The sequence below is a fragment of the Stenotrophomonas sp. CCNWLW162 genome (assembly GCF_037203745.1).
GTDB classification, from domain to species: domain Bacteria; phylum Pseudomonadota; class Gammaproteobacteria; order Xanthomonadales; family Xanthomonadaceae; genus Stenotrophomonas; species Stenotrophomonas maltophilia_AQ.
Genome location: NZ_JBBCBL010000007.1, coordinates 172,941 through 198,367 on the forward strand (window position 1 = coordinate 172,941; position 25,427 = coordinate 198,367).

A 25,427-nucleotide genomic window follows, 5' to 3' on the forward strand; every position below is an offset into this window, starting at 1 on the left:
GGCTGGGCGGGGTGGATTCGCGGGGGACGCCGTGAACCCGTCCATGGAGGCTTGGCCTGCCGCTCTTTGTAGAGCCGAGCCCACGCTCGGCTGCCTTTCGATCAGATATCGAAAAATCGATTCCGATACAGATTCATCCACGCATGGCGTGGACCTACCGTGTCGACCAAGGTCGACACCTACCAACAGCAACAGGGAACTGTCGGAGGCGGGGCGGTATGGGCAGGCAGGACCGTTGGCGCCATGGATGGCGCCATCGAGCCCCCATGGACGGGTTCACGGCGTGTCCTGACTGCCCATACCGCCCCGCCATCCTCGGGAAGTCTGCCGTTGCTGTTGCTTCGGCTGTTGCTGTTGCTGTTGCTTCAGCCCTTGCCTCTGCAGGTGCCGGGTGCAACCCGGCCGAACCCCCTCCTTATGGCCAGGCTGGCGGCGCGGCGGCCCAGGCCTGCTGCACTTCCATCAGCGTGGCGCGCTCGTCCTCGCGCCATTGCGGCAGCAGCTGCGCATAGTGCGCACTGGTGCTCCACTGCGACGGCTCGGTACGCACCGCAGCGGCGTACCACTGCACTGCCTCCTGCTTCTGTCCCAGCCGCCACAGCGCCAGCGCGTAGGTCGGTGGCACCCAGCTGGGCTTGGTACGGGCATTGCCGGCCGATGAAAGCCACTGTTCCAGCGCCGCCTCCACCCTGCCCTGGCGCAACAGATCCCATCCGTAGTTCCAGCGCACGCTGCGGCCACTGCTGCTCTGTGCCGATGCCTCCTTCAAGGCTTCGCCATACAGCTGCTCGGCCAGCTCGCCGCGGCCCTGGGCGCCGGCCACCGACGCCAGCTGCACCGTGGCCTCAACCGCACGCCGGCCGCGTTCACGCAGCTTGACCAACTGGGCAACGAGCTCATCGCCTTCACCCTGTATCGCCACCATCGGCGTGGCGGCCAGGTCGCTGTCGAAGTAGAACTCCTGTGGTGCCGGCAGGGCCGGCGCGGCCCACGCAGTGGCCGCTCCCGAAGCCAGCAGCACGCTGGCCAGGATCTTTCCTGAAACTGACATCCCTTCTCCCCAGGCCGCAAGCGCAGCCTCCCTCTCTCCCCCCGATCCTAACCCCGGCGCCGCCACCGGCGCGAGTGCCGGGGCCCGCACGGCCTCGCTGCTACAATTCGCGCCTTTCCCGCCGCGTGCCTGCACGTGGCCGGTGCCAGCCGATCCTCACCGGGCCAGCCATGACCAGTACCGCGCAACTCACTTCGCCCTCTTCCGCCAACCTGCTCGACCGTGATTACACGCTCGACCACAAGTACACCCGCAACGAGGGGCGGATCTACCTGAGTGGCGTGCAGGCGCTGGTACGGCTGCCCTTGATGCAGCGCCTGCGCGATGCCGCCGAAGGCATCGACAGCGCCGGTTTCGTCAGTGGTTACCGCGGCAGCCCACTGGGTGGTTTCGACCTGGAACTGTGGCGCGCGCGCAAGCATCTGGACGCAGCCAAGGTGAAGTTCACCCCCGGCCTCAACGAGGATCTGGGCGCGACCATGGTCTGGGGCACGCAGCAGACCAACCTGTTCCCTGGTGCCAACGTGCAGGGCGTGTTCGGCATGTGGTACGGCAAGGGCCCGGGCGTGGACCGTTGCGGCGACGTGTTCAAGCACGCCAATGCAGCCGGCACCTCGCGGTATGGTGGTGTGCTGGCGCTGGCGGCCGACGACCATGCCTGCCGCAGCTCGACCCTGCCGCACGGCAGCGAAGACGAGTTCGTCAGCGCGATGATGCCGGTGCTGAACCCGGCCGGCGTGCAGGACATCCTCGACATGGGCCTGCTCGGCTGGGCAATGAGCCGCTATACCGGGCGCTGGGTCGGCTTCAAGACGATCGCCGAGACAGTGGAATCCTCGGCCTCGGTAGAAGTCGATCCGTTGGCGCGCCGCATCATGCTGCCGGAAGATTTCGAGATGCCGTCGGGCGGTCTCAACATCCGCTGGCCGGATCCGCCGCTGGACCAGGAGATGCGCCTGCACCGCTATGCGGTGAAGGCTGCACAAGCGTTTGCCCGTGCCAACGGCATCGACAAGGTGGTGATGGACGCACCGCGTGCGCGGCTGGGCATCGTCACCACCGGCAAGAGCTATCTGGACGTGCTGCAGGCGCTGGAGTACCTGGGCCTGGATGAAGCCGCCTGCGCCGACATCGGCATCCGCGTGTACAAGGTCGGCATGACCTGGCCGCTGGAGCCGGAAGGCATCGCGCGCTTCGCGCAGGGCCTGGAAGACATCATCGTGGTGGAGGAGAAGCGTGCCTTCATCGAGCGCCAGATGAAGGAACAGTTCTTCAACTGGCCGGCCAGCTGGGGCCAGCGCCCGTCGATCGTCGGCAAGTACGACGAGAGCGGTGAGTGGATCCTGCCGTCCACCGGTGAGCTGACGCCGGCCACCATCGCCGGCGTGATCGGTCGCCGCATCCAGAAGTTCTTCAACAACGAGTCGATCGAGCAGCGCCTTCAGTGGATGCAGGAGAAGGAAGCCGAGCTTGCGTTGCCGCGTGCCAGCTTCCCGCGCGTACCGCATTACTGCTCGGGCTGCCCGCACAACACCTCCACCCAGGTGCCGGAAGGCTCGCGGGCGCTGGCCGGCATCGGTTGCCATTACATGGTGACCTGGATGGACCGCAGCACCGATACCTTCACCCACATGGGCGGCGAAGGCGTGACCTGGGCCGGGCAGGCGCCGTTCACCGATACCCCGCACGTGTTCCAGAACCTGGGCGACGGCACTTATTTCCACAGCGGTTCGCTGGCGATCCGCCAGGCGGTCGCCGCCGGCGTCAACATCACCTACAAGATCCTCTACAACGATGCGGTGGCGATGACCGGCGGCCAGCCGGTGGACGGCCCGCTGAGCGTGCCGGACATCGCAAGGCAGATGCGTGCCGAGGGCATCCACACCATCGTTGTGCTGTCGGACAACATCGGCAAGTGGACCGGCCAGCGCGAGCACTTTCCCAGTGACGTCGAGTTCCATGACCGCAGCGAACTGGATGCGGTGCAGAAACGCCTGCGCGAAGTGAAGGGTGTATCGATCCTGATCTACGAACAGACCTGCGCCACCGAGAAGCGCCGTCGCCGCAAGCGCGGCAAGCTGGAAGATCCGCAGAAGCGCGTGCTGATCAACTCGCTGGTCTGCGAAGGCTGCGGCGATTGCGGCAAGAAGAGTTTCTGCGTGTCGGTGCTGCCGAAGGAGACCGAGTTCGGTCGAAAGCGCGACATCGACCAGTCCAACTGCAACAAGGACTATTCCTGCGTCAACGGCTTCTGCCCGAGCTTCGTCACCGTGCACGGTGGGCAACCGCGCAAGGGCAGCAAGCGCGATGCCTCCACGCTGCTGGACAACCTGCCGGCACCGGTGGTGCGCGGCACCCTGGAGCAACCCTGGAACATCCTGATCACCGGCGTCGGCGGTACCGGCGTGGTGACCATCGGCGCGCTGCTGGGCATGGCCGGCCACCTGGAAGGCAAGGGCGCGACCGTGCTCGACCAGACCGGTCTGGCGCAGAAGGGCGGCGCGGTGACAACCCACATCCGCATCGCCCGTCGTCCCGAAGACATCCACGCCGTGCGCATCGCCGCCGGTGAGGCTGACCTGGTGGTGGGCTGCGACATGGTGGTGGTGAACGATTACTGGGCGCTGTCGAAGGTGCGCGCCGGTCGTTCGCAGGTCGTGCTCAATACTTACGAAGCAATGCCGGGCACCTTCACCACCCGCCCGGACATGCAGTTCCCGGCAGCCGACATCATTGCCGGCGTGCGCGTGGCACTGGGCGGCGAAGAACCGCTGCTGCTGGACGCCACCCAGCTGGCCACCGCGCTGCTGGGCGATGCCATCGCCGCCAACCTGTTCATCCTCGGCTACGCGTGGCAGCAGGGTCTGGTACCGCTGTCGTTCGACTCGCTGATGCGCGCCATCGAACTCAACGGCGCGGCCGTGGCGATGAACCAGCAGGCCTTCGCCTGGGGCCGCCTGGCCGTAGTCGACCCACAAGCCGTGCAGCAGGCCGCCGGCCTGGTGCGCAACCGCCACACCGATACCGAATCCACCCCGGGCCCGCTGCACCCGCTGCCGCCGGGGGAGTGGGAAGGCAACGAATGGGGCGCCACCGCCGCACCGCGCAACACCGGCGACGAGCGCGAACTGCGTGGCCTGCCCTCGCACGGTGGCGACGTGGCGTTCCTGCCGCTGGACGATGCGCGCCTGTCGCGTTCGCTGGATGAAATGATCGAGCGCCGCGCCGCCTTCCTGGTCGAGTACCAGGACGCTGCCTACGCCAACCGCTACCGCAGCCTGGTCGAGCGCGTGCGCGCCGCCGAAGCCGAGCGCATCGGCGGTTCCACTGCGCTGACCGAGACAGTGGCCCGCTACCTGTTCAAGCTGATGGCGTACAAGGACGAGTACGAAGTGGCCCGCCTGTATACCAGCGGCGACTTCCAGCGCCGCCTGCAGCAGCAGTTCGAGGGCGACTACCAGCTGCGCTTCCACCTGGCACCGCCGCTGTTCGCCAAGAAGGACGAGCAGGGCCGGTTGCTGAAGAAGGAATACGGCCCGTGGATGTTCAAGGCCTTCGGCCTGCTGGCCAAACTGAAGTTCCTGCGCGGCGGCCGCTTCGACGTGTTCGGCCGCACCGGGGAGCGCCGCATGGAGCGCAAGCTGATCGGCGATTACGAGGCCACCGTGCAGCTGCTGCTGGACGGCCTGGATGACGACCGCCTGGCGCTGGCGGTGGAGATCGCCAGCGTCCCCGAGCACATCCGCGGCTTCGGCCACGTCAAGGAAGCGCATTTCGAGCAGGCCAAGGCGCGCGAAGCCGCCCTGCTGGCGCAGTGGCGCAATCCGAAGGCGCTGCATATCGTGCAGGTGGCTTGAAGGTAGTGCCGGCCGCTGGCCGGCATCCCTCCTGGCAATCGGGTGCCGGCCAGCGGCCGGCACTACCGGCGATTCACCCCAGCCGCCACAGCAGCAGGCGGTTGTTGGCCGGCATTGCCACATCACCCAGGCGGGTGAAGCCTTTGTCCGCTGCCAGCGCCTGCACCGCTTCCACATCGCGGATGCCGCTGTGCGGATCACGCGCCTTCAGCCAGGCATCGAACTGCGCGTTGCTGTCGCTGGTGTAGCGGCCGCCGTAGTTGAACGGGCCGTACATCGCCAACAGCGCACCGTGGCGCAACAGCGGCGGCAGCGCGCCGAACAGCACCTGCACATGCTCCCAGCCCATGATGTGCAACGTGTTGGCGCTGAATACGGCGTCGAACGTACTGCCCTCGGGCAACGACAGGCCCGGCGCTGGGGGCAGTTCCACCTGCAGCGCCACCGGCGGCAGCAGGTTCAGCAGCGCGGCCTCCGCACGCCAGGCCTCGATGCCGGGCAGATGGTCCGGATGATCGCTGGGCTGCCAGCGCAGCCAGGGCCAGCGCTCGGCGAAGAACGCCGCGTGCTGGCCGGTGCCACTGCCGATCTCCAGCACCCGATGACGGTCGCCCATCCATGGGTCGAGTGCAGTGGCGATGGGTTCGCGGTTGCGCTCGCAGGCTTCTGAATACGGCTTGCTCGACATCAGGACGGTGTCCAGGCGGGGTCGGCCCCATTGTGCACGAGGGGGTTACTGAGCAGGGCTGCGCCCTGCAGAAGCCGGAGCCGGAGCCGGAGCAACGTCAAAAGCTGGCATTCCGTGGGTTGGCGGGGTGGGTCCGGTTGCGGGGGACGCTGCAAGTACGTCCATGTAAGCTCGGTCGCCGCATCCATGCGGCTCACGCCCCCGCAACCGGCCCCACCCCGCCTTCGACAGTTTCCTGCGGTCTGTTGGAACGGCATTGGGGTCAGATCCGTTTTCCTGCGGAAAACGGATCTGACCCCGGATTCATTTCGATATCTGACAGATGTGTCGACCAAGGTCGACACCTACCAACAGCCGCGGAGATCTGTCAGGGGTGAGGCGGTGTCGGATTGCGGGGTGTCAGCCGCATGGATGCGGCTGCCAAGCCTACACGGACGTACTTGCGGCGTCCCCGCAATCCGACACCGCCCCGCCAACCCACGGAATGCCGCTCTGGCTCTGGCTCTGGCTTTGGCTTTGGCCGTTGCCGTTGCATTGAGCAGGTGCAGGGCTGCAAGCCCTGCCGAAACACCACCAACCATGACTGCAGTCACTTGCCCGGAGGCGCCGCGCTGGCGAAAGTCGAGGAGTTGACGTGATCGGCTCGGCCTGTTGCCGGCTGCACGCAAGCGAGAGAGAGAAACGCTGTGCAACGACGTGAGTTCCTGGCTTTTTCCGGTCTGGGCCTGGCGGGCCTGCTGCTGCCGCATTCCCGTGCCATCGCCGCCGAGCAGTTGCTCGCCCCGGTCGACACCGCGCTGCGCAGGCGCTTGGCCGAGGTCGCCCTCGCTACCGCGCGCACGGCCAAGGCCAGCTACTGCGATGTGCGCATCGGCCGCTACCTCAACCAGTCGGTCATCACCCGCGAGCATCAGGTCGGCAACGTGACCAACCGCGAATCGTCCGGCGTGGGCGTGCGGGTGATCGTCAACGGCGCCTGGGGCTTTGCCGCTACCCATCAGCAGACCGAGGCCGCCGTACGCGCTGCGGTCGAGCAGGCCACGGCCATCGCCCGTGCCAATGCCAGCATCCAGACCCGGCCGGTGCAACTGGCACCAACGCCGTCGGTCGGTGAGGTCCGCTGGCAGACGCCGATCCGCCGCAATGCCATGGAAGTACCGATCCAGGACAAGGTCGAGTTGCTGCTGGCGCTCAACGCCGCCGCGCTGAATGCGGGCGCCGACTACATCAACTCCACCCTGTTCCTGGTCAACGAACAGAAGTACTTCGCTTCCAGCGATGGCTCGTTCATCGACCAGGACATACATCGCATCTGGCTGCCGTTCACTGCCACCGCCATCGACAAGGCCAGCGGCAAGTTCCGAACCCGCGCAGGCCTGTCCTCGCCGATGGGCATGGGCTACGAGTTCCTCGATGGCGATGCGCGCGGCAAGGTGCAGCTGCCCGGCGGCATCACCGCCTATCGTGATTCCTACGACCCGGTCGAGGACGCCATCGCCGCCGCCCGCCACGCGCGCGAAAAACTGAAGGCGCCTTCGGTGAAGCCGGGCAAATACGACCTGGTGCTGGACCCGTCCAACCTGTTCCTGACCATCCATGAGAATGTCGGTCACCCGCTGGAGCTGGACCGCGTGCTCGGCTACGAAGCCAACTACGCCGGCACCAGCTTCGCCACGCTGGACAAGCGCGATGCCGGTTTCCGCTGGGGCAGCGACATCGTCACCTTCTTCGCGGACAAGACCCAGCCCGGCAGCCTCGGTGCGGTCGGCTACGACGACGAAGGCGTCAAGACCCAGCGCTGGGATCTGGTGCGCGACGGCATCCTGGTCGATTACCAGGCCACCCGCGATGAAGCCCACATCCTCGGTCGCAATGCTTCGCATGGCTGCAGCTATGCCGATTCCTGGTCCAGCGTGCAGTTCCAGCGCATGGCCAATGTCTCGCTGGCGCCGGGCAGGAAGCCACTCAGCGTCGAGGACATGATCAAGGACGTGGAGAACGGCATCTACATCCACGGCCGCGGTTCGTATTCGATCGACCAGCAGCGCTACAACGCGCAGTTCGGCGGCCAGCTGTACTACCAGATCAAGGACGGAAAGATCGCCGGCATGGTCGAGGATGCGGCCTACCAGATCCGTACGCCGGAATTCTGGAATGCCTGTACCGCGATCTGCGACGAGCGCGACTTCCGCCTCGGCGGTTCGTTCTTCGACGGCAAGGGCCAGCCCGGCCAGGTCTCGGCGGTCTCGCACGGTTCGTCCACCACCCGCTTCAACGGCATCAACATCATCAACACCGCGCGCAGTCTCGGCGCTTGAGCCACCCATCGTTCGACATGGAGAGCAGCCTTGCAAAGACGTGACTTCCTGGCCCTGACCGGGCTTACCGCGGGCGGGCTGATCGTGCCCTCCTTCTTCGGCAAGGTGATCGCCGCCGAACAGCTGCAGTCCAGCCTCGACCCGGCGTTGAAGAAGCGCCTGGCCGACGCCGCCCTGCAGGCTGCGCGCAGCGCCGGCGCCACCTACTGCGACGTGCGCATCGGCCGCTACCTGCGGCAGTTCGTGATCACCCGCGAGGACAAGGTGCAGAACGTGGTGAACACCGAGTCCACCGGCGTCGGCATCCGTGTGATCGTCAACGGCGCCTGGGGCTTCGCTGCCACCAACGCGCTGGGCACCGCCGACGTGGCCAGGGCCGCGCAGCAGGCCGCGGCAATCGCCAAGGCCAATGCCGGCGTGCAGACCGCCCCCGTACAGCTGGCCAAGGCACCCGGCGTCGGTGAGGTGAGCTGGCGCACACCGATCCGCAAGAACGCGATGGAGGTACCAATCAAGGACAAGGTCGGCCTGCTGCTGGACGTCAACGCCGCAGCAATGGGCGCCGGTGCCAGCTTCGTCAATTCGATGCTGTTCCTGGTCAACGAACAGAAGTACTTCGCCTCCACCGATGGCTCCTACATTGACCAGGACGTACACCGCATCTGGGCCCCGATGACGGTCACCGCCATCGACAAGACCAGCGGCAAGTTCCGCACCCGTTCGGGCCTGTCCTCGCCGATGGGCCTGGGCTACGAGTACCTGGACGGCGCCGCCGCCGGCAAGGTGGTCAGTCCCAACGGCGTGGTCAACTACAGTTCTTCCTACGACATGAAGGAAGACGCCATCGCCGCCGCCAAGCAGGCGCAGGAGAAGCTGAAGGCACCGTCGGTGAAGCCGGGCAAGTACGATCTGGTGCTCGATCCGTCGCACACCTGGCTGACCATCCACGAGTCGATCGGCCACCCGCTGGAACTGGACCGCGTGCTCGGCTACGAAGCCAACTACGCCGGCACCAGCTTCGCCACCCTGGACAAACGCGAACAGCATTTCCAGTACGGCAGCGAGCTGGTCAACATCTTCGCCGACAAGACCCAGCAGGGCAGCCTCGGTGCGGTGGCGTACGACGACGAAGGCGTGAAGTGCAAGCGCTGGGACCTGATCAGCAACGGCAAGCTGGTGGACTACCAGACCATCCGCGACCAGGCCCACATCCTCGGCAAGACCGAGTCCGATGGCTGCTGCTATGCCGACTCGTGGTCCAGCGTGCAGTTCCAGCGCATGGCCAACGTGTCGATGGCGCCGGGCAAGAAGCCGCTGAGCGTGCCGGACCTGATCAAGGACGTGGAGAACGGCATCTACATCATCGGTGACGGTTCGTTCTCGATCGACCAGCAGCGCTACAACGCGCAGTTCGGTGGCCAGCTGTTCTACGAGATCAAGAACGGCCAGATCACCCGCATGCTGGAAGACGTGGCCTACCAGATCCGCACGCCGGAGTTCTGGAATGCCTGCACGGCCGTGGCCGACGAGCGCGACTACCGCCTGGGCGGTTCGTTCTTCGATGGCAAGGGCCAGCCGGGCCAGGTCTCGGCGGTCTCGCACGGTTCGTCGACCGCGCGCTTCAACGGCATCAATGTCATCAACACCGCACGCAGCCTCGGCTGATCGGTCAGGAGCCCTTACACCATGAGTATCTTTACCGAAGCCCAGGCCAAGGCCATCCTCGACAAGGTCATCGCCCTGTCCAAGGCCGACGAATGCACCGCCGTGCTGGCCGGCGCGATCAGCGGCAACATCCGTTTCGCACTGAACAATGTCTCCACCAGCGGCATCGTCGACAACACCGAGCTGGCCGTCACCGTCGCCTTCGGCAAGCGCGTCGGCACGGCCTCGATCAACGAGTTCGACGATGCCGCGCTGGAACGCGTGGTGCGCCGTGCCGAAGACCTGGCGCGCCTGGCCCCGGAGAATCCGGAGTTCATGCCGGCCATCGGCAAGCAGAGCTACCGCGCCAGCCCCACCTTCAGCGAATCCACTGCAGCAATCGACCCAGCCTTCCGCGCCAAGGTCGCCGCAGATTCGATCGCACCATGCCGTGGCCACGGCCTGATCGCCGCCGGTTTCCTTGAAGACGGCCAGGGCTTCCAGGCCACCGCAAACAGCAATGGCAACTTCGCCTACCAGCGCACCACCAACTTCGATTACACCTGCACCGTGCGTACGGAAGACGGTCGTGGTTCGGGCTGGGTCGGCCGCAACCTGAAGGACGCGGCGGACTTCAAGGCCGACCAGGACATCCGCATCGCCATGCGCAAGGCCACCGAGTCGGCCGAAGCCAAGGCGCTGGAGCCCGGCAAGTACACGGTGATCCTGGAACCGGCCGCGGCCGCAGGCCTGATCAGCTTCATGATGAACTTCTTCAGCGCACGCTCGGCCGATGAAGGCCGCAGCTTCCTGTCGAAGAAGGGCGGCGGCAACAAGCTGGGAGAGCAGGTCTACGACCCGCGCGTGACCATGTTCGCCGACCCGTGGCACCCGGATGCACCGGTACTGCCGTGGGACAACGAGGGCATGCCACGCGAGCGCATCGCCATCATCGAAAACGGCAAGATCGCCAATCTGGACTACTCGCGCTTCTGGGCCCAGAAGCAGGGCAAGACCGCCAAGGCCTCGCCAGGCAACCTGCTGATGAGCGGTGGCGACAAGAGCACCGCCGAGCTGGTGCGCGGTACCCAGAAGGGCATCCTGGTCACCCGTACCTGGTACATCCGCATGGTCGATCCGCAGACCGTGCTGCTGACCGGCCTGACCCGCGACGGCACCTTCTACATCGAGAACGGCCAGATCAAGCACCCGGTGAAGAACTTCCGCTTCAACGAGTCGCCGGTGATCATGCTCAACAACATCGAAGAGCTGGGCAAGCCGGTGCGCGTGGCCGGTGATGAATCCAGCTACGTGATGATGATCCCGCCGATGAAGCTGCGCGATTTCACCTTCACCTCGCTGTCCGACGCGGTCTGATGGATCGCCGGGCCTGCCTGCGCTGGTTGGCCGCTGCCGCTTCGGCGGCGGCGCTGCCGGCCTTCGCGCAGGCAGGCCCGCGCAGTTCGCGCTACGACTTCTGGTTCACCCGCCTGCAGTACGACTCCGGCGACTGGGACGTGGACGCGCGCATGCCGTCCAACCTGATCACCTCGCTGATCGACTACACCTCGCTGCGCGTGGATCCGCAGGAACACGTGGTGGCGCTGGCCGACCCGCGCATGCTGGAAGCGCCGTTCTGCTACCTGGCCGGGCACACACTGGTGGAGTTCAACGCCGCCGAGCGGCAGAACTTCGTGCGCTACGTGCGCAATGGCGGCTTCGTCTTCGTCGACGACTGCAACCATGATATCGACGGCCTGTTCGCCACCTCGTTCGAGGCACAGATGGGTCGCCTGTTTGGACCGAAGGCATTGCAGAAGCTGCCCAACAGCCACGCGCTGTACCGCAGCTTCTTCCGCTTCCCCGATGGGCCACCGGCCACCAGTTTCGAGCTCAATGGCTGGGGCGATGACCTGGTACACGACTACCTGAAAGGCATCGAGGTCGACGGCCGCCTGGGCCTGCTCTACAGCAACAAGGACTACGGCTGCGAGTGGGACTACGACTGGCGCAACAAGCGCTTCCTGGCCGAAGACAACACCCGCTTCGGCGTCAACATCGTGATGTACGCGTTGAACAATTGATAGGACCTGCACGCCCATGACCACCGCTGACCTCGACTCCCTGCTGCCGCGCCTGCACGATCTGCGCGCCGCGCTCGCACGCGCGGTGGTTGGCCAGAACACCGTGGTCGAGCAGCTGCTGATCGGCCTGTTGGCCGGAGGCCACTGCCTGCTGGAAGGTGCGCCCGGGCTCGGCAAGACCCTGCTGGTGCGCTCGCTCGGCCAGGCGCTGGAACTGCAGTTCAGGCGCGTGCAGTTCACCCCCGACCTGATGCCCAGCGACATTCTCGGTACCGAGCTGCTGGAGGAAGATCACGGCACCGGCCATCGCCATTTCCGCTTCCAGCAGGGCCCGATCTTCACCAACCTGCTGCTGGCCGACGAGCTCAACCGCACCCCGCCCAAGACCCAGGCGGCGCTGCTGGAAGCGATGCAGGAGCGTACGGTCAGCTACGCCGGCACGACCTACACATTGCCGGCGCCGTTCTTCGTGCTGGCGACGCAGAACCCGATCGAGCAGGCCGGCACCTACCCGCTGCCGGAAGCACAGCTGGACCGATTCCTGCTGCACGTGCTGGTGGATTACCCGAGCGAGGACGAAGAGCGGCAGATCCTGGAACAGACCACCGGCGGTGCCACCGACGCGGTGCCCAAGGTGATGGATGCCGAAGCGGTGATTGCCCTGCAGGCCGCGGTGCGCCAGGTGCATGTCAGCCCCGATGTGCTGGCCTGGATCACCCGCCTGGTGCGCGCCAGCCGTCCCAGCGAAGGCGCACCGGCAGCAATCAACCAATGGGTGAAATGGGGCGCTGGCCCACGCGCCGGGCAATCGCTGGTGCTGGCGGCGAAAGCACGTGCATTGCTGCAGGGCCGTTTTGCCGCCACCCGTGAGGATGTGCAGGCCTTGGCCGCGCCGGTGATGCGTCATCGCCTGCTGTTGTCGTTCGCCGCCGAGGCTGAGCAGAAGCGTGCCGACGACGTGGTCGCCGCCTTGCTGCAGGCCGTGCCGTTCCCGGGTTGATCCACGCGTGAACGCTGGTATGTCGTTGACCCTGCCACCCGAACTGCGCGCGCGCCTGCGCCTGCTGCGGTTGCGGCCGCGCCTGGCCAGCGGTGCGAGCGGCATTGGCCAGCACGCCAGCCGCAGCCGTGGTGCCGGCCTGGAGTTCGCCCAGTACCGGGCCTACGAGCCGGGCGACGAACTGCGCCAGATCGACTGGAAGCTGTATGCACGCTCGGACCGCTTCTTCGTACGCGAATCCGAACGCGAAAGCCCGATCACGGTCTGGCTGCTGCTCGATGCCACCGCCTCGGCCGGCCAGGCCGATCGCGCCGCGCCGGAACGCACGCGCCTGGACCATATGCGCGGCGTTGCCGCCTGCCTGGCCGAGCTGGCCCTGCAGCAGGGCGACCGTTTCGGCCTGCTGGCGATCAATGGCGATGGGCTGCAGCTGGTGCCCGCAGCGAGCGGCGCACGCCAACGTGACCGCGTGCACCTGCAACTTCATGCGCTGCAGGCGCGCGGCGGCTGGCCTGCGGCGGATCGACTGCGCCCACTGTGGGAACGCGTGCGCCCGGGCGACATGCTGCTGGCCATTGGCGATGGCTTCGATGAAGCCGGCATCGTGCTGCTGGAACAACTGGCCAGCGCGCGCCGTGAAGTGGCCCTGCTGCAGATCCTGACTGCCGACGAACGCGACTTCCCGTTCGATGCCGGCCACCGCTTCCGCGACCCGGAGACCGGCGAGGAACTGCTGGGCGATGGCGCGGCGATCCGCGCCGACTACCTGCAACGCTTCGCCGACGCACGTACCGCATTGCAGTCGCGGCTGCAGGCCAGCGGGATTGCCAGCGCGGCCGGCTGGCTCGACCAACCGCTGGACCAGCCGCTGCAGGCGCTGTTCGGTCGCGGGGGCGACGCGTGAGCCTGCTGTTCCCACTGGGGCTGGCAGCGCTGGCCGCGTGGCTGCTGCCACTGCTGATCCACCTCGCTCGACGCCATCCGTATACGCCGCTGGATTTTGCCGCGTTGCGCTGGCTGCGCGCACAGATCCGGCCGCGCCAGCGCATCCGTTTCGATGACTGGCCGTTGCTGCTGGTGCGCCTGCTGTTGCTGGCCGCGCTGGCATTACTGCTGGCACGACCAGCGCTGACCGGCCCTGCTCCAGCCCCCGATGCGTGGACGGTGGTGGTCCCAGGACTGGATGCCACGGCGCTGCGCGGCACGGCCAAGGATGGCAACTGGCATTGGCTGGCGCCCGGCTTCCCAGCCATTGATCAGGCGCCCCCCACATCCTCGGCAACCCTGCCCAGCCTGCTGCGCGAACTGGACGCGCAGCTGCCATCCGGCACCGCATTGACCGTGCATGTTCCCGATCCCCTGCCCGGCCTGGATGGCGCCCGCCTGCAGCTGTCGCGCGAAGTTCAGTGGCACCCGCAGCCGACGGCGATCACTCCGCCGCGGACGGCAGCCGCACTGCCGCAGCTGCGCGTGCACGGCGAGGCATCCGCCACTGCCCAGCATTGGTTGAACGCACTGCAGCGCGGCTGGGGCGTGCAGGCACCGCTCGCGCCGCTGGCAGCGAATGCGCTGCCCGAACGTGGCGAGATCGGTGTATGGAGCCGCAGCGATGCACTGCCGGCGAACTGGCAGGCCTGGCTGCATGAGGGCGGCAGCGTATTGACCGCGGCCAGGCCCGCCGCCAACGCCGCCGTCCTGCTGCGTGATACCGAAGGCGTGCCGCTGCTGGGGCAGCAGCGCATCGGCCAGGGTCGCCTGTTGTCGCTGACGGGCGAGTGGAACACCGCCAGCAACGCCGCGCTGCGCGATCCACAGCTGCCGCGTTCCCTGCTGCTGGCCCTGCAGCCGCTGCCGTCGCCACGCCTGGGCGATGCACAGGACCAGGCGCCGCGCCAGGTTGCACTGCCCGCAGCAGCATCGCCGGTGCGTGAGCCCACGGCGTGGCTTCTGCTGGCAATCGTGCTGCTGTTCGCACTGGAACGCTGGATGGCCAGCAGCGCGCGGCGCAGGGCGGTCGCATGAAGACGCTGCAGCATGCCTGGCAACGTGCGCGCCGTCGCCGCGCCGCCATCACCCTGCTGCTGGGCCTGCCGTGGGCGCTGGCCGCGACGGCGCTCGCACTGCGGCTGTCCGGTTTCGATATCGCCTGCGTGGTCGCCACGGTCAGCCTGCTCGCCTGCGCGGCCTTCGCCACTGCACGTGGCCGCCAGCTGGACCGCCAGTGGCTGCAGCGGCAACTCGATGGCAGCGGTACGAGCGAAGACAGCGCCGATCTGCTGTTCGCCGACGCCACCACGCTCAATCCGCTGCAGCAGCGCCAGCGCGCGCATGTGCTTGCCACGCTGGAACAGGCGATGCCGGAGCTGCGTCCACGTTGGCCGCACCTGACGGTGGTGCTGTGCTGCATCGGTGGCTTGGCCGTTGCCCTGCTCGCGTTCGGCTGGCCGCGTTCGAACCCAGTCCCGGCAGCCGTCCATTCCGCCACGACCAGCAGCGTCGCGTCCGCGGGCCCGCTGCGGCTGCAGTCCACCCGGCTGCGCATCAACGCACCGGCCTATACCGGACAGGCCACGATCACCCAGAACACGCTGGATGCCAAGGTCGCCGCCGACAGCCAGCTGTCGTGGTCGTTGCGCTTCGACCGCGCACCGGCCAGGGCATGGCTGCAGTTCCACGATGGTCGACGGCTGCCGCTGAGCGAGCGCGATGGACAGTGGCAGGCACAGGATGTGGCGCGCACGCCGGTGCTGTACCGCGTGGTGAGCGAACCGGCGCTGGCCGAAACCCGCCTGCACCGGCTGGATGTGGTGGCCGACCGCGCGCCCAGCGTGCGCGTGCTGGAGCCGACCGCCAGCCTGGTTCTGGGCACGCCCGGGCAACGGCAATGGGCGCTGCGCTTCGAGGCCAGCGACGATTACGGTGTCGCGGCGCAGGCAACGCTGTCGATCACCACCACCCAGGGCAGCGGTGAGAACATCACCTTCGTGAAGCGCAGCGTCACGCTTGCCGGCAGCGGCGAAGCCACCGCGCGGCATTTCGCACATACCCTTGATCTTGCTGCGCTGGGCGCACAGCCCGGCAACGATGTGATCGCCCAGCTGGAGGTGCGCGACAACCACGCGCCAACACCGCAGACCGGGCGCAGCAGCAGCGTGATCCTGCGCCTGCCCAGCGCCGAAGTCGCACTCGGTGCAGAGCTGGAAGGCCGCATCAAGAAGACCCTGCCGGCCTACTTCCGCAGCCAGCGGCAGATCATCATCGATGCCGAAGCGCTGATCCGACAGCGCCGCACTCTCGCCGCCGAGGACTTCGTGAAGCGCAGCGATGCGATCGGCGTCGACCAGCGCATCCTGCGCCTGCGCTATGGCCAGTTCCTGGGTGAGGAAAGTGAAGGTGCGCCGAAGCCACCGCCGACCAGCGATCTGCCCACCAGCGATACGCCCGCCGCAGACGACCACGATCACGACGACGATCACGACCATGACGCCGATGCCGGGACGCACGACGCGCATGGCCACGATCACGGTGGCAAGCCGGCCAATGCCGATACGTCGCCGGTGTTCGGCAGCGCCACCGACGTGCTCTCCGAGTATGGCCACACCCATGACCATGCCGAGGCCGCCACTCTGCTCGATCCGCAGACCCGCGCGACGTTGAAGGCTGCGCTGGACCAGATGTGGTCGGCCGAAGGCGAGCTGCGCCAGGGCCGTCCGGAGCAGGCATTGCCATTCGCCTACAAGGCATTGGCTTTCATCAAGCAGGTGCAGCAGGCCGAACGCATCTACCTGGCCCGGGTCGGACCGGAGCTGCCGCCGATCGATGAAGGCCGCCGGTTGGGCGGTGATCGCGCCGGGCTGGCCAGCCGCGAACTGCCGTTGGCCGCACGCACGCCGCCGGACCCGGCCATCGTCGAAGCCTGGCAGCGCCTCGGCGATGACACCGGCGCGCCCGATCTCGATGCGCTCGCGACCTGGCAGCAGCGCAACACCGCCTACCTGCCCGATGCACTCGATCTGGCTGCCGCCATCGAGCAGCTGCGCATCGAACCAGGATGCCGTGACTGTCGCCAGCGTCTGCGTGCGCAGTTGTGGCGTGCGCTGCAGCGGCCGCTGCCGCAGGCGATGCGGCGCAGTGCCGCCGATGCGATGGGGCAACGCTATCTTGATGCGTTGGAGACGCAGCCATGAGCGCCTCCGGTTTGAACCTGTGGATTGCTCTGGCGCTTGCTCTGGTCGTGGTCATCGCCAGCGTGCGCCAGCTGCGTGGAAGCACCACGCGCCGTGGACGACAGGGGATCGTGATCGGACTGCAGCTGATCGCCGCGACTCTGCTTTATTTCTGCCTGGTGCCGCCCACCCGCCAGCAACCCGCAGGCGGGCTGGTCGTGCTCGGAACCGATGCCGGCAAGGCCGGCGCACTCCCGGCCAGCGAAGGCCCGCTGTTGCTGTTGCCGGAAGCTGCTGATGTGCCTGGCGCACAGCGCGTTCCCGACCTTGCCACCGCGCTGCGCCAGCATCCGGCCTCCGCGCTGACGCTGGTCGGTGCGGGCCTGGCCGCACGTGACCGCGACGCGGTGCTGCCACAGGATGTGCGCTGGCAGCCAACGCCCGCGCCGCGTGGCTGGGTCGCACTGCAGCCACCGGTCGACGTCGCCCCCGGTGCGCGCTTCGCCGTGCAGGCGCAGGCGCACGGCGTGGCAAAAGCCAAGGCAGAGCTGCTCGACCCGGCCGACAGCGTGGTCGATCGCGCGGCCGTTGACGACGACGGCCGCGTGCAGCTCAGCGGCATCGCCCGCGCGGCGGGACGCAGCGTATTCCGCCTGCGCATGCTCGATGCAGATGGCCATGTGGTGGATAGCGTGCCGGTGCCACAGCAGACCGTGCCCGCGGCGCCGTTGCGCCTGCTGGTGCGCGCCAGCGCGCCGGGCCCAGAGCTGAAGTACCTGCGCCGCTGGGCGGCCGATGCCGGCATCCGCGTGCAGGTGCAGGCCGATACAGGCGCGGGCCTCAGCATCGGCGATGGCCCGGTGTCGATCGATGCAGCATCGCTCGCACACACTGACCTGCTTCTGCTGGACGAGCGCAGCCTGGCGGCATTGAGTGCGGGCCAGCTGGCCGCCGTGCGCCAGGCGCTGCGCGATGGAATCGGTGTACTGGTACGGAGTGCAGGCGCACCTTCGGCCAGCGCGCGCCAGCGCCTCCGCGATCTGGGCCTGCCAGTGCAGGGTGATGGCAGCAGCCATGCAGTCGAGCTTCCCGGCGACGGCGAAAGCGCCATCCTGGCCGCACGACGTGGCCCACTCGCCGCCGGCACACTGCCGACCGGCTACGGCGAAGACGCCGACCGCAGCTCGCACGGTGCCGTCCTGCCCGCGCTGGAAGCACTGGCGCTGCAGTTTCCGGGCGGCAGCGCGCTGCTGCATGATCGTGCTGGCAACGCCATCGGTGGCTGGCGCGCGGTCGGCAAGGGCCGCATCGGCCTGTTGCCGCTGACCGACAGCTGGCGCTGGGTGCTGGCCGGCCGCGATGACCGTCATGGCGAGCTGTGGAGCAGCGTGGTGGCCACGTTGGCGCGGGCACTGGGCAGCGGTGATGCATTGTGGTCGCCGCAGCCGATCAGCTGGGCAGGCGAACGGCAGTCAGTGTGCGGCGTGCAGGCACCGCTGCAGGCCCTCAATGAGCGCGGCGAAGGCGCGCCGCTGATCGTCGATGGCGCGACATCTGCAATGCGCTGCGCTGGCTGGTGGCCCCTCGAATCGGGCTGGCAGCGCCTGCAGCATGGCGACAGCACCGTCTGGCGCTATGTGTTCGACCCGAAGGATGCAGCTGCGCTGCATCGGCAGGCGATGATCGATGCGACTGCACGGATGTTGGCCGCCAGCACTCCGACCGGCACATTGGCCACGCAGCCAGTACCGGGCTCGCGCTGGCCCTGGTGGCTGGCCTTCGTGTTGTGCGCATCGTTGTTGTGGTGGCTGGAACGGCGGCGCTGATCCCGGGGTCGGATCCCTTCCGCCCGCGAAAGGGCTCTGACCCCACCGATCGGATTGCAGGCAGCATCCACGCATGGCGTGGATCTACTGGCCGGTTGCCCTGGTAGATGCCAACCTTGGTTGGCACTTTTCAACGCATGCCCGCGCGCCGGTACACGCCATTGAAGCGCACGTTCATGCCACCACATTCGCTGTTGTCGGCCACGATCAGCACCTCACCCAGAGAATGCACGCGCACTCTGCAAGTGTCCTCGACGAACTCGGCATCGGCACCACGGGGCGCCGCGCGCGCTTCCACCTGGCCCATGTTCGGCCCGTACGGGCGCTGCTCCGGCGTGGGGTTGGCGGAGGGCCAGTAGGCGTCGCCTTCGACATGCAGCTGCCCACCCTGCACGGTGATGCGCAGGCCGTTGTCGCCATCCTTCCAATTGCCCGTCCAGTCCTGCAGCGACGGCACGACCACCGGCAACGCCTGCAGCTTGCTGCGGTCCACCCAGCCAGCACTACCGCCCACCTTGTTCGGGAAGAACGCGCAGCGGTATCGGCCAAGATCACGCCCGGTCACAACGGTATCGCCGTTGACCACATAGCTGCGCTGGCGGCAGGCAGGTTCGCCTTTCGCCGGGCAGCCGTCCATGTCACCAAGCAGGTACAGACGGGGCGCACCCGTCACCTTGGCCAGCGCGAACCGGCTCTGTTCGGAGGGAAACGCACCGTTGCGGCAGGCGCCATCACCGGCGATGGCATCCGCGAAGGCGGACGCCGGCAGCAATGCGGCCAGCAGGCAGATCGAACGCAGGAACATGGCAGCACTACCGGAGGGGGAGCCGGCAGGATATACCGACCTACTTCACCGGCGATGCATCACCGGCATCCTGCTGCTGGGAGAACCGCAGCGCACGCTGCCGCTGTTCCGCGCTGAGTTCCGGCGGTGGCCGTGCGGTCGCGGCCTGGATCTGGTCCGGTCCCCCGGTGAGCTTGTTCAAGCCCCTGCCAGCCGCCAGCACGCCCTTGACCACGCCCATCATGATGTAGCCACCGCCCATGCTGACCTGCTCCGGCGACGGCGGCTCGCTCCAATCGCGACTGAAGCGGTTGTCGCCGAACTTGACCGGGTTCTTGAAGCGGTACAGGTCCAGCGGCTCGTCTTCGGGCTTGAGTGCACGCACTTCGCCGAGGGTGGTGACGTTGTCCTGCTGCGGGGTGGTGGAGACCGGCGCGGTGGTTGCCGCCGGCGCATCTGCAGGGGGCACGGGCGTTGGGTCGGGCACCGCTACCGGCGTGGCCTGCTGCGCCTGTGCGATGCCGGCCAGCAGCATGCTGGCCAGGAGTGCTCCCTGCGTTCCACGTCGTGCCACAGCCATCCACCCTGTTGGTTGCGTCCAGCACCCAAGGATACGGATGCGGGCTTCAGATTTCGTTGCCATCGACGGGGTCATTCAGGGTGTGTCACGCATCACCGAAGCGCGGCCAGCCCGCCGAAGTTTGCAACTAACTTCATTCCCCTGCCAGGGCGGGGCCTGCATCCTGTGGCATACCGGGTACGGCAGACAGCCATGACAGCTTCCTCTACAGCCCCATCGCTGCGGTCGGTTGCCTGGTGATGTCGCGCGCATCCGTGCTGATCGGTCTGGCAGTCCTGTTGGTTATGGTCCTCGCGGCCGTTACCGAATGGGCAACACGTGTCCGCACACGCTTGGCCTCGCTGCGCCGGAGCAGCACCCTGCGGACGCTCGACGCCGACGAACACTGCGCACTGGCAGCACTGCGCGCGCTGACCGGCTGCGTCTACGACGACCAAGTGAAACGGCTGCGCGGGGTGTTCACCGGGGGGGCGTGCTGGAACAACTTCCCGGTCGGCGACGGCCTGCTGGGTGGAGTTCCCGTCCTGGTCCCAAGGCGGGCGTGGCCCTACCTCTCGGAAGACAATGAAGCCGAAGTGGTGCTGGACAAACGCGTGGCGGTGGTGGTGCGTCTCAATGGCTTCAGTATTGCTGCTGCACGGCCGGATGCAGCCACCAGCCGCGTCTGTGGCGAGCGCCTGGAGACGCCCGAGGAAGTTTCGATGCGACGAGGTCCCGGCCTGCGCCCTTCCCCACTGGTGATTGCCGCACTGGCGCTATGGGCCGCCACCGGCGTCCCGGGCCTGCTCGCCATGACGTTGCTCGCCATCGCCGGTCTTGCGGCCTGGCTGGGCTTCCCTCGCCGCAACGGCCCTGCGACAGCGCAGCGCGTGCTGCAGGTCCGCGGGCGCCTGCGCGCATACCAGCGTACTGCTCAGACATCACGAGTGTGGTTGCTCGGCAATGACCGGCGTGTGCAGCTTCCAGAGAAGTGGGAGCACGCTGCGGCATTCTCCCACGGGCGCTCGATGCTGATGGAAGTGCGCACCTGTGATGGATGGGTACTCGGCGTGGGCACGGCATGGTGCCTGGCCAGCGACCGACGGCGCTATCCGCCCACGGGAGGGTTCTGGCAACTGGCGTGGCTGGGCCTGCTGTTGTGCGTGCTGGTCTTCGGCGCCGCCTGGATGCCGTTGTCGCAGCGGCTGGAGCTGGGCTGGCCGCTTGCGTCCGGCTGGCAGGCGCTGGCATTGCTGGCGTTGGGCTGGCACGCGGTGCGGCTTGTAATCTGCATGGTGCAGTTCCTCCGCCGCAACGAGGCACTTGACGCTGACATCGCGCAGCGTCCGGACCCGTGGCACTGAACGGTTCACGCCCTTCGCGTGCGATGTCTCACATCCTGAGACGTGAATGTGGTGCCATGTGACCCCTCGAAAAACGTCCCGGCTCCATCTTCCATGGCTTACGAACTCGCCAAGCGCACCGCCGATGCCGAGCAGAAGCTCGCCACCCGTGATGGCCTGCCGGCCCGCGACGGTGCCCTGCTCAGTGCGCGCCTGCAGCGCCGCTACCAGGACCGCATCACCGGCAGCTTCGCCATTCCCGGCCGCGAAGGCCGCTATGCGCCCATTCCCGATTCGGTTCCGCCGGCCCTGGCTGCCGCCCTTAAAGCGCGAGGCATCGAACAGCTCTACAGCCACCAGTCCGAAGCCTGGGAGGCCAGCCAGCGCGGCGAGCACGTGGCCATCGTCACCCCCACCGCCAGCGGCAAGTCGCTGTGCTACACCCTGCCGGTGGTCAGCGCGGCAATGCAGGACAAGGCCAAGGCGCTGTACCTGTTTCCGACCAAGGCGCTGGCCCAGGACCAGGTGGCCGAGCTGCTGGAACTCAACCGCGCCGGCGATCTGGGGGTGAAGGCCTTCACCTTTGACGGCGACACCCCCGGCGATGCGCGGCAGGCCATCCGCCTGCATGGCGACATCGTGGTGTCCAACCCGGACATGCTGCACCAGGCCATCCTGCCGCATCACACCAAGTGGGCGCAGTTCTTCGAGAACCTGCGCTACATCGTCATCGACGAGGTGCACACCTATCGCGGCGTATTCGGCAGCCACGTCACCAACGTACTGCGCCGGCTCAAGCGCATCTGCGCGTTCTACGGCGTGCAACCGCAGTTCATCCTGTGCTCGGCCACCATCGGCAACCCGCAGGCCCATGCCGAGGCGCTGATCGAGGCACCGGTCACCGCCATCACCGAATCCGGCGCGCCCAGCGGGCCCAAGCAGGTGCTGCTGTGGAACCCGCCGGTGATCAACCCGGACCTGGGCCTGCGTGCCTCGGCACGTTCGCAGAGCAACCGCATCGCGCGCATCGCGATCAAATCCGGGCTGAAGACCCTGGTGTTCGCGCAGACACGGTTGATGGTGGAAGTGCTGACCAAGTACCTGAAGGACATCTTCGACCACGACCCGCGCAAGCCACCGCGCATCCGCGCCTACCGCGGCGGCTACCTGCCCACCGAGCGGCGTGAGACCGAACGGGCGATGCGCGCCGGCAACATCGACGGCATCGTCAGCACCTCGGCGCTGGAGCTGGGCGTGGATATCGGCAGCCTGGACGTGGTCATCCTCAACGGTTACCCCGGCAGCGTGGCCGCCACCTGGCAGCGCTTCGGCCGTGCCGGTCGCCGCCAGCAGCCCGCACTTGGCGTGATGGTGGCCAGTTCGCAGCCGCTGGACCAGTACGTGGTGCGGCATCCGGACTTCTTCGCCGAAGCCTCGCCCGAGCACGCGCGCATCGCACCGGACCAGCCGCTGATCCTGTTCGATCACATCCGCTGCGCGGCGTTCGAGCTGCCGTTCCGGGTCGGCGATGGCTTCGGCCCGATCGATCCGGAAGTGTTCCTGGAAGCGCTGGCAGAGACAGAAGTGATCCACCGCGAAGGCGAACGCTGGGAATGGATCGCCGACAGCTATCCAGCGAACGCAGTCAGCCTGCGCGCGGTGGCCGACGGCAACTTCGTGGTGGTCGACCGCAGCGATGGCCGCCAGCAGATCATCGCCGAGGTCGACTATTCCGCTGCCGCACTCACCCTGTACGAGGGTGCCATCCACATGGTGCAGTCCACGCCCTACCAGGTAGAGACGCTGGACTGGGAAGGCCGCAAGGCCTACGTCACCCGCACGCACGTGGACTACTACACCGACAGCATCGACTTCACCAAGCTCAAGGTGCTGGACCGCTTCGATGGCGGCGTGGCCGGGCGTGGCGATTCGCACCATGGCGAAGTGCACGTGGTTCGTCGCGTGGCCGGCTACAAGAAGATCCGTTACTACACCCACGAGAACATCGGCTACGGCCCGGTGAATCTGCCCGACCAGGAACTGCATACCACCGCGGTGTGGTGGCAGCTGCCGCAGGCCTTGCTGCTGCGCGCCTTTGCCAGCAAGCAGGATGCGTTGGATGGCTTCCTCGGCGCGGCCTACGCGCTGCACATCGTCGCCACCGTGGCGGTGATGGCCGATGCGCGCGACCTGCAGAAGTCGGTCGGCAACGGTGATGGTTCATGGTTCGCGATCGCCGACCAGAGCGGCCGCGGCCAGCTGCGCGGCAGCGAGGGTGATCCTGGCGTTGTCGAGCTGCTGCAGGAATTCGTGCCGACCGTATACCTGTACGACAACTTCCCCGGTGGCGTTGGCCTCAGCGAGCCGCTGTGGCAGCGCCAGGCCGAGCTGGTGCAGCGCGCGCGCGAACTGGTACAGCGCTGCGACTGCAAGGCCGGCTGCCCGGCCTGTGTCGGGCCGGTGCTGGCCGCGCAGGAAGAAGATGAGACTTCGCCGCGTGCGCTGGCGCTGCGCGTGCTCGACCTGTTCGATGCCGACGCCTGCCAGCACGTGCCCGACGTGGTGGTGACCACGCGCGATCCCATGGAGCTGCTGGCCCCGTGAGCCTGAGTCTGGACAAGCTGCGACTGTTGCGGAAGCAGGCCGGTGACCCGAAGGCGGTTGCGCCGGCCGTGCCCGCGCCGCCGCCCGCAGCGCCGGCCCCGGTGGCCGCCAACGATACACGGCAACCACCGGCCGAACGTTCTGTGTTCGCCTGGGTCGAACAGGAAATCCGCCACAAGGCGACTGGCGCAGCGGCGCCCGTTGCTGCAGCGGCACCGCTGCGCCAACCAGAGGTGGGCAGCCTGCATCGGTTGCTCGGCCTGCGCACACGCAGTGGTCCTTTGCCAACACGTGCCAGCGCGCAGGATCGCCAGCTCCCCGGTAAAGAAATCGCACCAGGCCTGTTCCTGATCGAATCGCTGCAGCCGCAACCGATCCCGACTGCCCCGCTGTCACTGGCCTTCGCCAAGCGCGAAGACCAACGCGTGGCCGCGCGCGACCTGCTGTTCTTCGATACCGAAACCACCGGCCTGGCCGGCGGTACCGGCACCCGCGCCTTCATGATCGGTGCCGCCGACTGGCATGTGTGCCCGCAACGCGGTGAAGGCCTGCGCATCCGCCAATTGTTGATGTCGACGATGGCCGCCGAGGACGCGATGCTGGCCACCTTCGCCAGCTGGCTGCAGCCGTCCACCGTGTTCTGCAGCTACAACGGCCGCAGCTACGATGCGCCCCTGTTGAAGGCGCGCTACCGACTGGCCCGCCAGCGTTGCCCGATCACAGCGCTGGATCACGTTGATCTGCTCTATCCGACCCGCCGCCGCTATCGCGGCACGTGGGAGAACTGCAAGCTGTCCACCATCGAACGGCAGCTGCTGCGCGTGGTGCGCGAGGATGACCTGCCCGGCTCGGAAGCGCCCGGCGCATGGCTGCGCTTCCTGCGTGGCGGCGACGCGGTGAACCTGCGCCGGGTGGCCGACCACAACCACCAGGACGTGGTGACCCTGGCCCTGCTGCTGCAGCGGCTGGTACGGGAAGAACAGCGTGAACGCGAGACCCTGGCACTGGTCGGGCAGTAGGCATTGACGCGGCCTGACGGTGGCAGCGGTGACACTGCCGCCATCATCCACGCCTGGAGCCCGACGATGCGCCTCAATCCCCTGGTCCTGCTCGCCATCCTGCCCTTGGCAGCCTGCAGTCACGCCGGCAGCAGCACCACCCACGATCCCGCGCCAGCGCCAGTGGCCGACGCCACGCACGAATGCAGGCCGCAGGCGCTGGAAGCCTTCACCGGCAAGACCGCCGACGAAGCCACGATCAAGAAACTGGTGGCTGACAGCGGCGCGCGCGGTGCACGGGTGGTCAAACCCGGCATGGCGGTGACCATGGACTTCCGCCAGGATCGCGTGACCGTGCAGGTAGATGCGCAGAACCGCATCGAGCGCGCCAGCTGCGGTTGATGTTCCCAGGGTAGTGGCGGGGGGGGGCGCGCCCCCCCCCCACAAGCCCCCCCCCCCGCCCCCCCCCCCACAGCCCCCCCCCCCCGCCCCCCGGCCCCGCCCC

The 25,427-nt window shown here is 67.5% G+C and carries 18 protein-coding genes; 14 read left to right on the forward strand and 4 right to left on the reverse strand.

Features of this window, described 5'->3' with window-relative positions:
• Positions 1–415: 415 nt before the first annotated feature.
• A complete protein-coding gene (locus tag V9K93_RS17890) occupies positions 416–1,051 on the reverse strand; it encodes a tetratricopeptide repeat protein (protein WP_046984760.1) in 636 nt (211 codons plus the stop codon).
• A 170-nt stretch (positions 1,052–1,221) separates the two neighbouring features.
• Between V9K93_RS17890 and V9K93_RS17895 the strand changes: the two genes are divergently transcribed.
• Positions 1,222–4,908 (forward strand): indolepyruvate ferredoxin oxidoreductase family protein, encoded by a 3,687-nt coding sequence (locus V9K93_RS17895; RefSeq protein ID WP_337302963.1) that lies wholly within the window; start codon positions 1,222–1,224, stop codon positions 4,906–4,908.
• Positions 4,909–4,981: 73 nt separating this feature from the next.
• On the opposite strand, the gene V9K93_RS17900 is transcribed toward V9K93_RS17895, so the two are convergent.
• Complete coding sequence (locus V9K93_RS17900; RefSeq protein ID WP_337302964.1) at positions 4,982–5,596, reverse strand: DUF938 domain-containing protein; 615 nt, start codon at positions 5,594–5,596, stop codon at positions 4,982–4,984.
• Between the two features lie 686 nt (positions 5,597–6,282).
• On the opposite strand from V9K93_RS17900, the gene V9K93_RS17905 reads away from it, so the two are divergent.
• The 9 genes from V9K93_RS17905 to V9K93_RS17945 are packed head-to-tail and all read left to right on the forward strand — an operon-like array spanning position 6,283 to position 18,634.
• On the forward strand, positions 6,283–7,914 hold the full coding sequence (locus V9K93_RS17905) for a TldD/PmbA family protein (RefSeq protein ID WP_046984784.1): 1,632 nt from the start codon (positions 6,283–6,285) through the stop codon (positions 7,912–7,914).
• Between the two features lie 30 nt (positions 7,915–7,944).
• A complete protein-coding gene (locus V9K93_RS17910) occupies positions 7,945–9,579 on the forward strand; it encodes a TldD/PmbA family protein (RefSeq protein WP_046984783.1) in 1,635 nt (544 codons plus the stop codon).
• Positions 9,580–9,600: 21 nt separating this feature from the next.
• Complete coding sequence (locus V9K93_RS17915; protein ID WP_046984782.1) at positions 9,601–10,935, forward strand: TldD/PmbA family protein; 1,335 nt, start codon at positions 9,601–9,603, stop codon at positions 10,933–10,935.
• Positions 10,935–11,642, forward strand: a complete 708-nt coding sequence (locus V9K93_RS17920; RefSeq protein ID WP_012509667.1) for a DUF4159 domain-containing protein — start codon at positions 10,935–10,937, stop codon at positions 11,640–11,642. Before V9K93_RS17915 ends, V9K93_RS17920 begins: the two co-directional genes overlap by 1 nt.
• A gap of 16 nt (positions 11,643–11,658) precedes the next feature.
• Positions 11,659–12,642, forward strand: a complete 984-nt coding sequence (locus tag V9K93_RS17925) for an AAA family ATPase (RefSeq protein WP_046984781.1) — start codon at positions 11,659–11,661, stop codon at positions 12,640–12,642.
• A gap of 7 nt (positions 12,643–12,649) precedes the next feature.
• On the forward strand, positions 12,650–13,546 hold the full coding sequence (locus V9K93_RS17930) for a DUF58 domain-containing protein (RefSeq protein ID WP_136638459.1): 897 nt from the start codon (positions 12,650–12,652) through the stop codon (positions 13,544–13,546).
• Positions 13,543–14,664: a BatA domain-containing protein gene (locus V9K93_RS17935; protein WP_046984779.1), complete on the forward strand. Its 1,122-nt coding sequence runs from the start codon at positions 13,543–13,545 to the stop codon at positions 14,662–14,664. The genes V9K93_RS17930 and V9K93_RS17935 overlap by 4 nt, the downstream gene beginning before the upstream one ends.
• The gene (locus V9K93_RS17940; RefSeq protein WP_337302965.1) at positions 14,661–16,829 is read left to right on the forward strand and encodes a hypothetical protein; all 2,169 of its coding nucleotides are present in this window, start codon (positions 14,661–14,663) and stop codon (positions 16,827–16,829) included. The genes V9K93_RS17935 and V9K93_RS17940 overlap by 4 nt, the downstream gene beginning before the upstream one ends.
• On the forward strand, positions 16,826–18,634 hold the full coding sequence (locus tag V9K93_RS17945; RefSeq protein WP_337302966.1) for a hypothetical protein: 1,809 nt from the start codon (positions 16,826–16,828) through the stop codon (positions 18,632–18,634). The genes V9K93_RS17940 and V9K93_RS17945 overlap by 4 nt, the downstream gene beginning before the upstream one ends.
• Before the next feature lie 130 nt (positions 18,635–18,764).
• Here the strand turns inward: V9K93_RS17945 and V9K93_RS17950 are convergent, their stop codons facing one another.
• Both V9K93_RS17950 and V9K93_RS17955 read right to left on the reverse strand, forming a co-directional pair.
• Entirely contained in the window at positions 18,765–19,439 is a 675-nt protein-coding gene (locus V9K93_RS17950) for a hypothetical protein (RefSeq protein WP_136638456.1), read from the reverse strand.
• 40 nt (positions 19,440–19,479) lie between these two features.
• A complete protein-coding gene (locus V9K93_RS17955; RefSeq protein WP_136638455.1) occupies positions 19,480–19,998 on the reverse strand; it encodes a hypothetical protein in 519 nt (172 codons plus the stop codon).
• 239 nt (positions 19,999–20,237) lie between these two features.
• On the opposite strand from V9K93_RS17955, the gene V9K93_RS17960 reads away from it, so the two are divergent.
• The 4 genes from V9K93_RS17960 to V9K93_RS17975 all read left to right on the forward strand — a co-directional run bounded on the left by V9K93_RS17960 (position 20,238) and on the right by V9K93_RS17975 (position 25,324).
• On the forward strand, positions 20,238–21,341 hold the full coding sequence (locus V9K93_RS17960; RefSeq protein ID WP_046984774.1) for a hypothetical protein: 1,104 nt from the start codon (positions 20,238–20,240) through the stop codon (positions 21,339–21,341).
• A gap of 93 nt (positions 21,342–21,434) precedes the next feature.
• Positions 21,435–23,924: a DEAD/DEAH box helicase gene (locus tag V9K93_RS17965; protein WP_046984773.1), complete on the forward strand. Its 2,490-nt coding sequence runs from the start codon at positions 21,435–21,437 to the stop codon at positions 23,922–23,924.
• Positions 23,921–24,943 carry a ribonuclease H-like domain-containing protein gene (locus V9K93_RS17970; RefSeq protein WP_136638454.1) on the forward strand — a complete coding sequence of 341 codons (1,023 nt, stop codon included), beginning with the start codon at positions 23,921–23,923 and terminating at the stop codon, positions 24,941–24,943. Before V9K93_RS17965 ends, V9K93_RS17970 begins: the two co-directional genes overlap by 4 nt.
• 66 nt (positions 24,944–25,009) lie before the next feature.
• Positions 25,010–25,324, forward strand: a complete 315-nt coding sequence (locus V9K93_RS17975; protein WP_136638453.1) for an I78 family peptidase inhibitor — start codon at positions 25,010–25,012, stop codon at positions 25,322–25,324.
• Positions 25,325–25,427 lie beyond the last annotated feature (103 nt).

Excerpts from the sequence above, each read along its gene's own strand:
- V9K93_RS17890 (WP_046984760.1), bottom strand. The coding sequence starts at position 1,051 with ATGTCAGTTTCAGGAAAGATCCTGGCCAGCGTGCTGCTGGCTTCGGGA.
- V9K93_RS17895 (WP_337302963.1), top strand. The coding sequence starts at position 1,222 with ATGACCAGTACCGCGCAACTCACTTCGCCCTCTTCCGCCAACCTGCTC.
- V9K93_RS17900 (WP_337302964.1), bottom strand. The coding sequence starts at position 5,596 with ATGTCGAGCAAGCCGTATTCAGAAGCCTGCGAGCGCAACCGCGAACCC.
- V9K93_RS17915 (WP_046984782.1), top strand. The coding sequence starts at position 9,601 with ATGAGTATCTTTACCGAAGCCCAGGCCAAGGCCATCCTCGACAAGGTC.
- V9K93_RS17920 (WP_012509667.1), top strand. The coding sequence starts at position 10,935 with ATGGATCGCCGGGCCTGCCTGCGCTGGTTGGCCGCTGCCGCTTCGGCG.
- V9K93_RS17925 (WP_046984781.1), top strand. The coding sequence starts at position 11,659 with ATGACCACCGCTGACCTCGACTCCCTGCTGCCGCGCCTGCACGATCTG.
- V9K93_RS17940 (WP_337302965.1), top strand. The coding sequence starts at position 14,661 with ATGAAGACGCTGCAGCATGCCTGGCAACGTGCGCGCCGTCGCCGCGCC.
- V9K93_RS17945 (WP_337302966.1), top strand. The coding sequence starts at position 16,826 with ATGAGCGCCTCCGGTTTGAACCTGTGGATTGCTCTGGCGCTTGCTCTG.
- V9K93_RS17950 (WP_136638456.1), bottom strand. The coding sequence starts at position 19,439 with ATGTTCCTGCGTTCGATCTGCCTGCTGGCCGCATTGCTGCCGGCGTCC.
- V9K93_RS17955 (WP_136638455.1), bottom strand. The coding sequence starts at position 19,998 with ATGGCTGTGGCACGACGTGGAACGCAGGGAGCACTCCTGGCCAGCATG.
- V9K93_RS17960 (WP_046984774.1), top strand. The coding sequence starts at position 20,238 with ATGTCGCGCGCATCCGTGCTGATCGGTCTGGCAGTCCTGTTGGTTATG.
- V9K93_RS17965 (WP_046984773.1), top strand. The coding sequence starts at position 21,435 with ATGGCTTACGAACTCGCCAAGCGCACCGCCGATGCCGAGCAGAAGCTC.
- V9K93_RS17975 (WP_136638453.1), top strand. The coding sequence starts at position 25,010 with ATGCGCCTCAATCCCCTGGTCCTGCTCGCCATCCTGCCCTTGGCAGCC.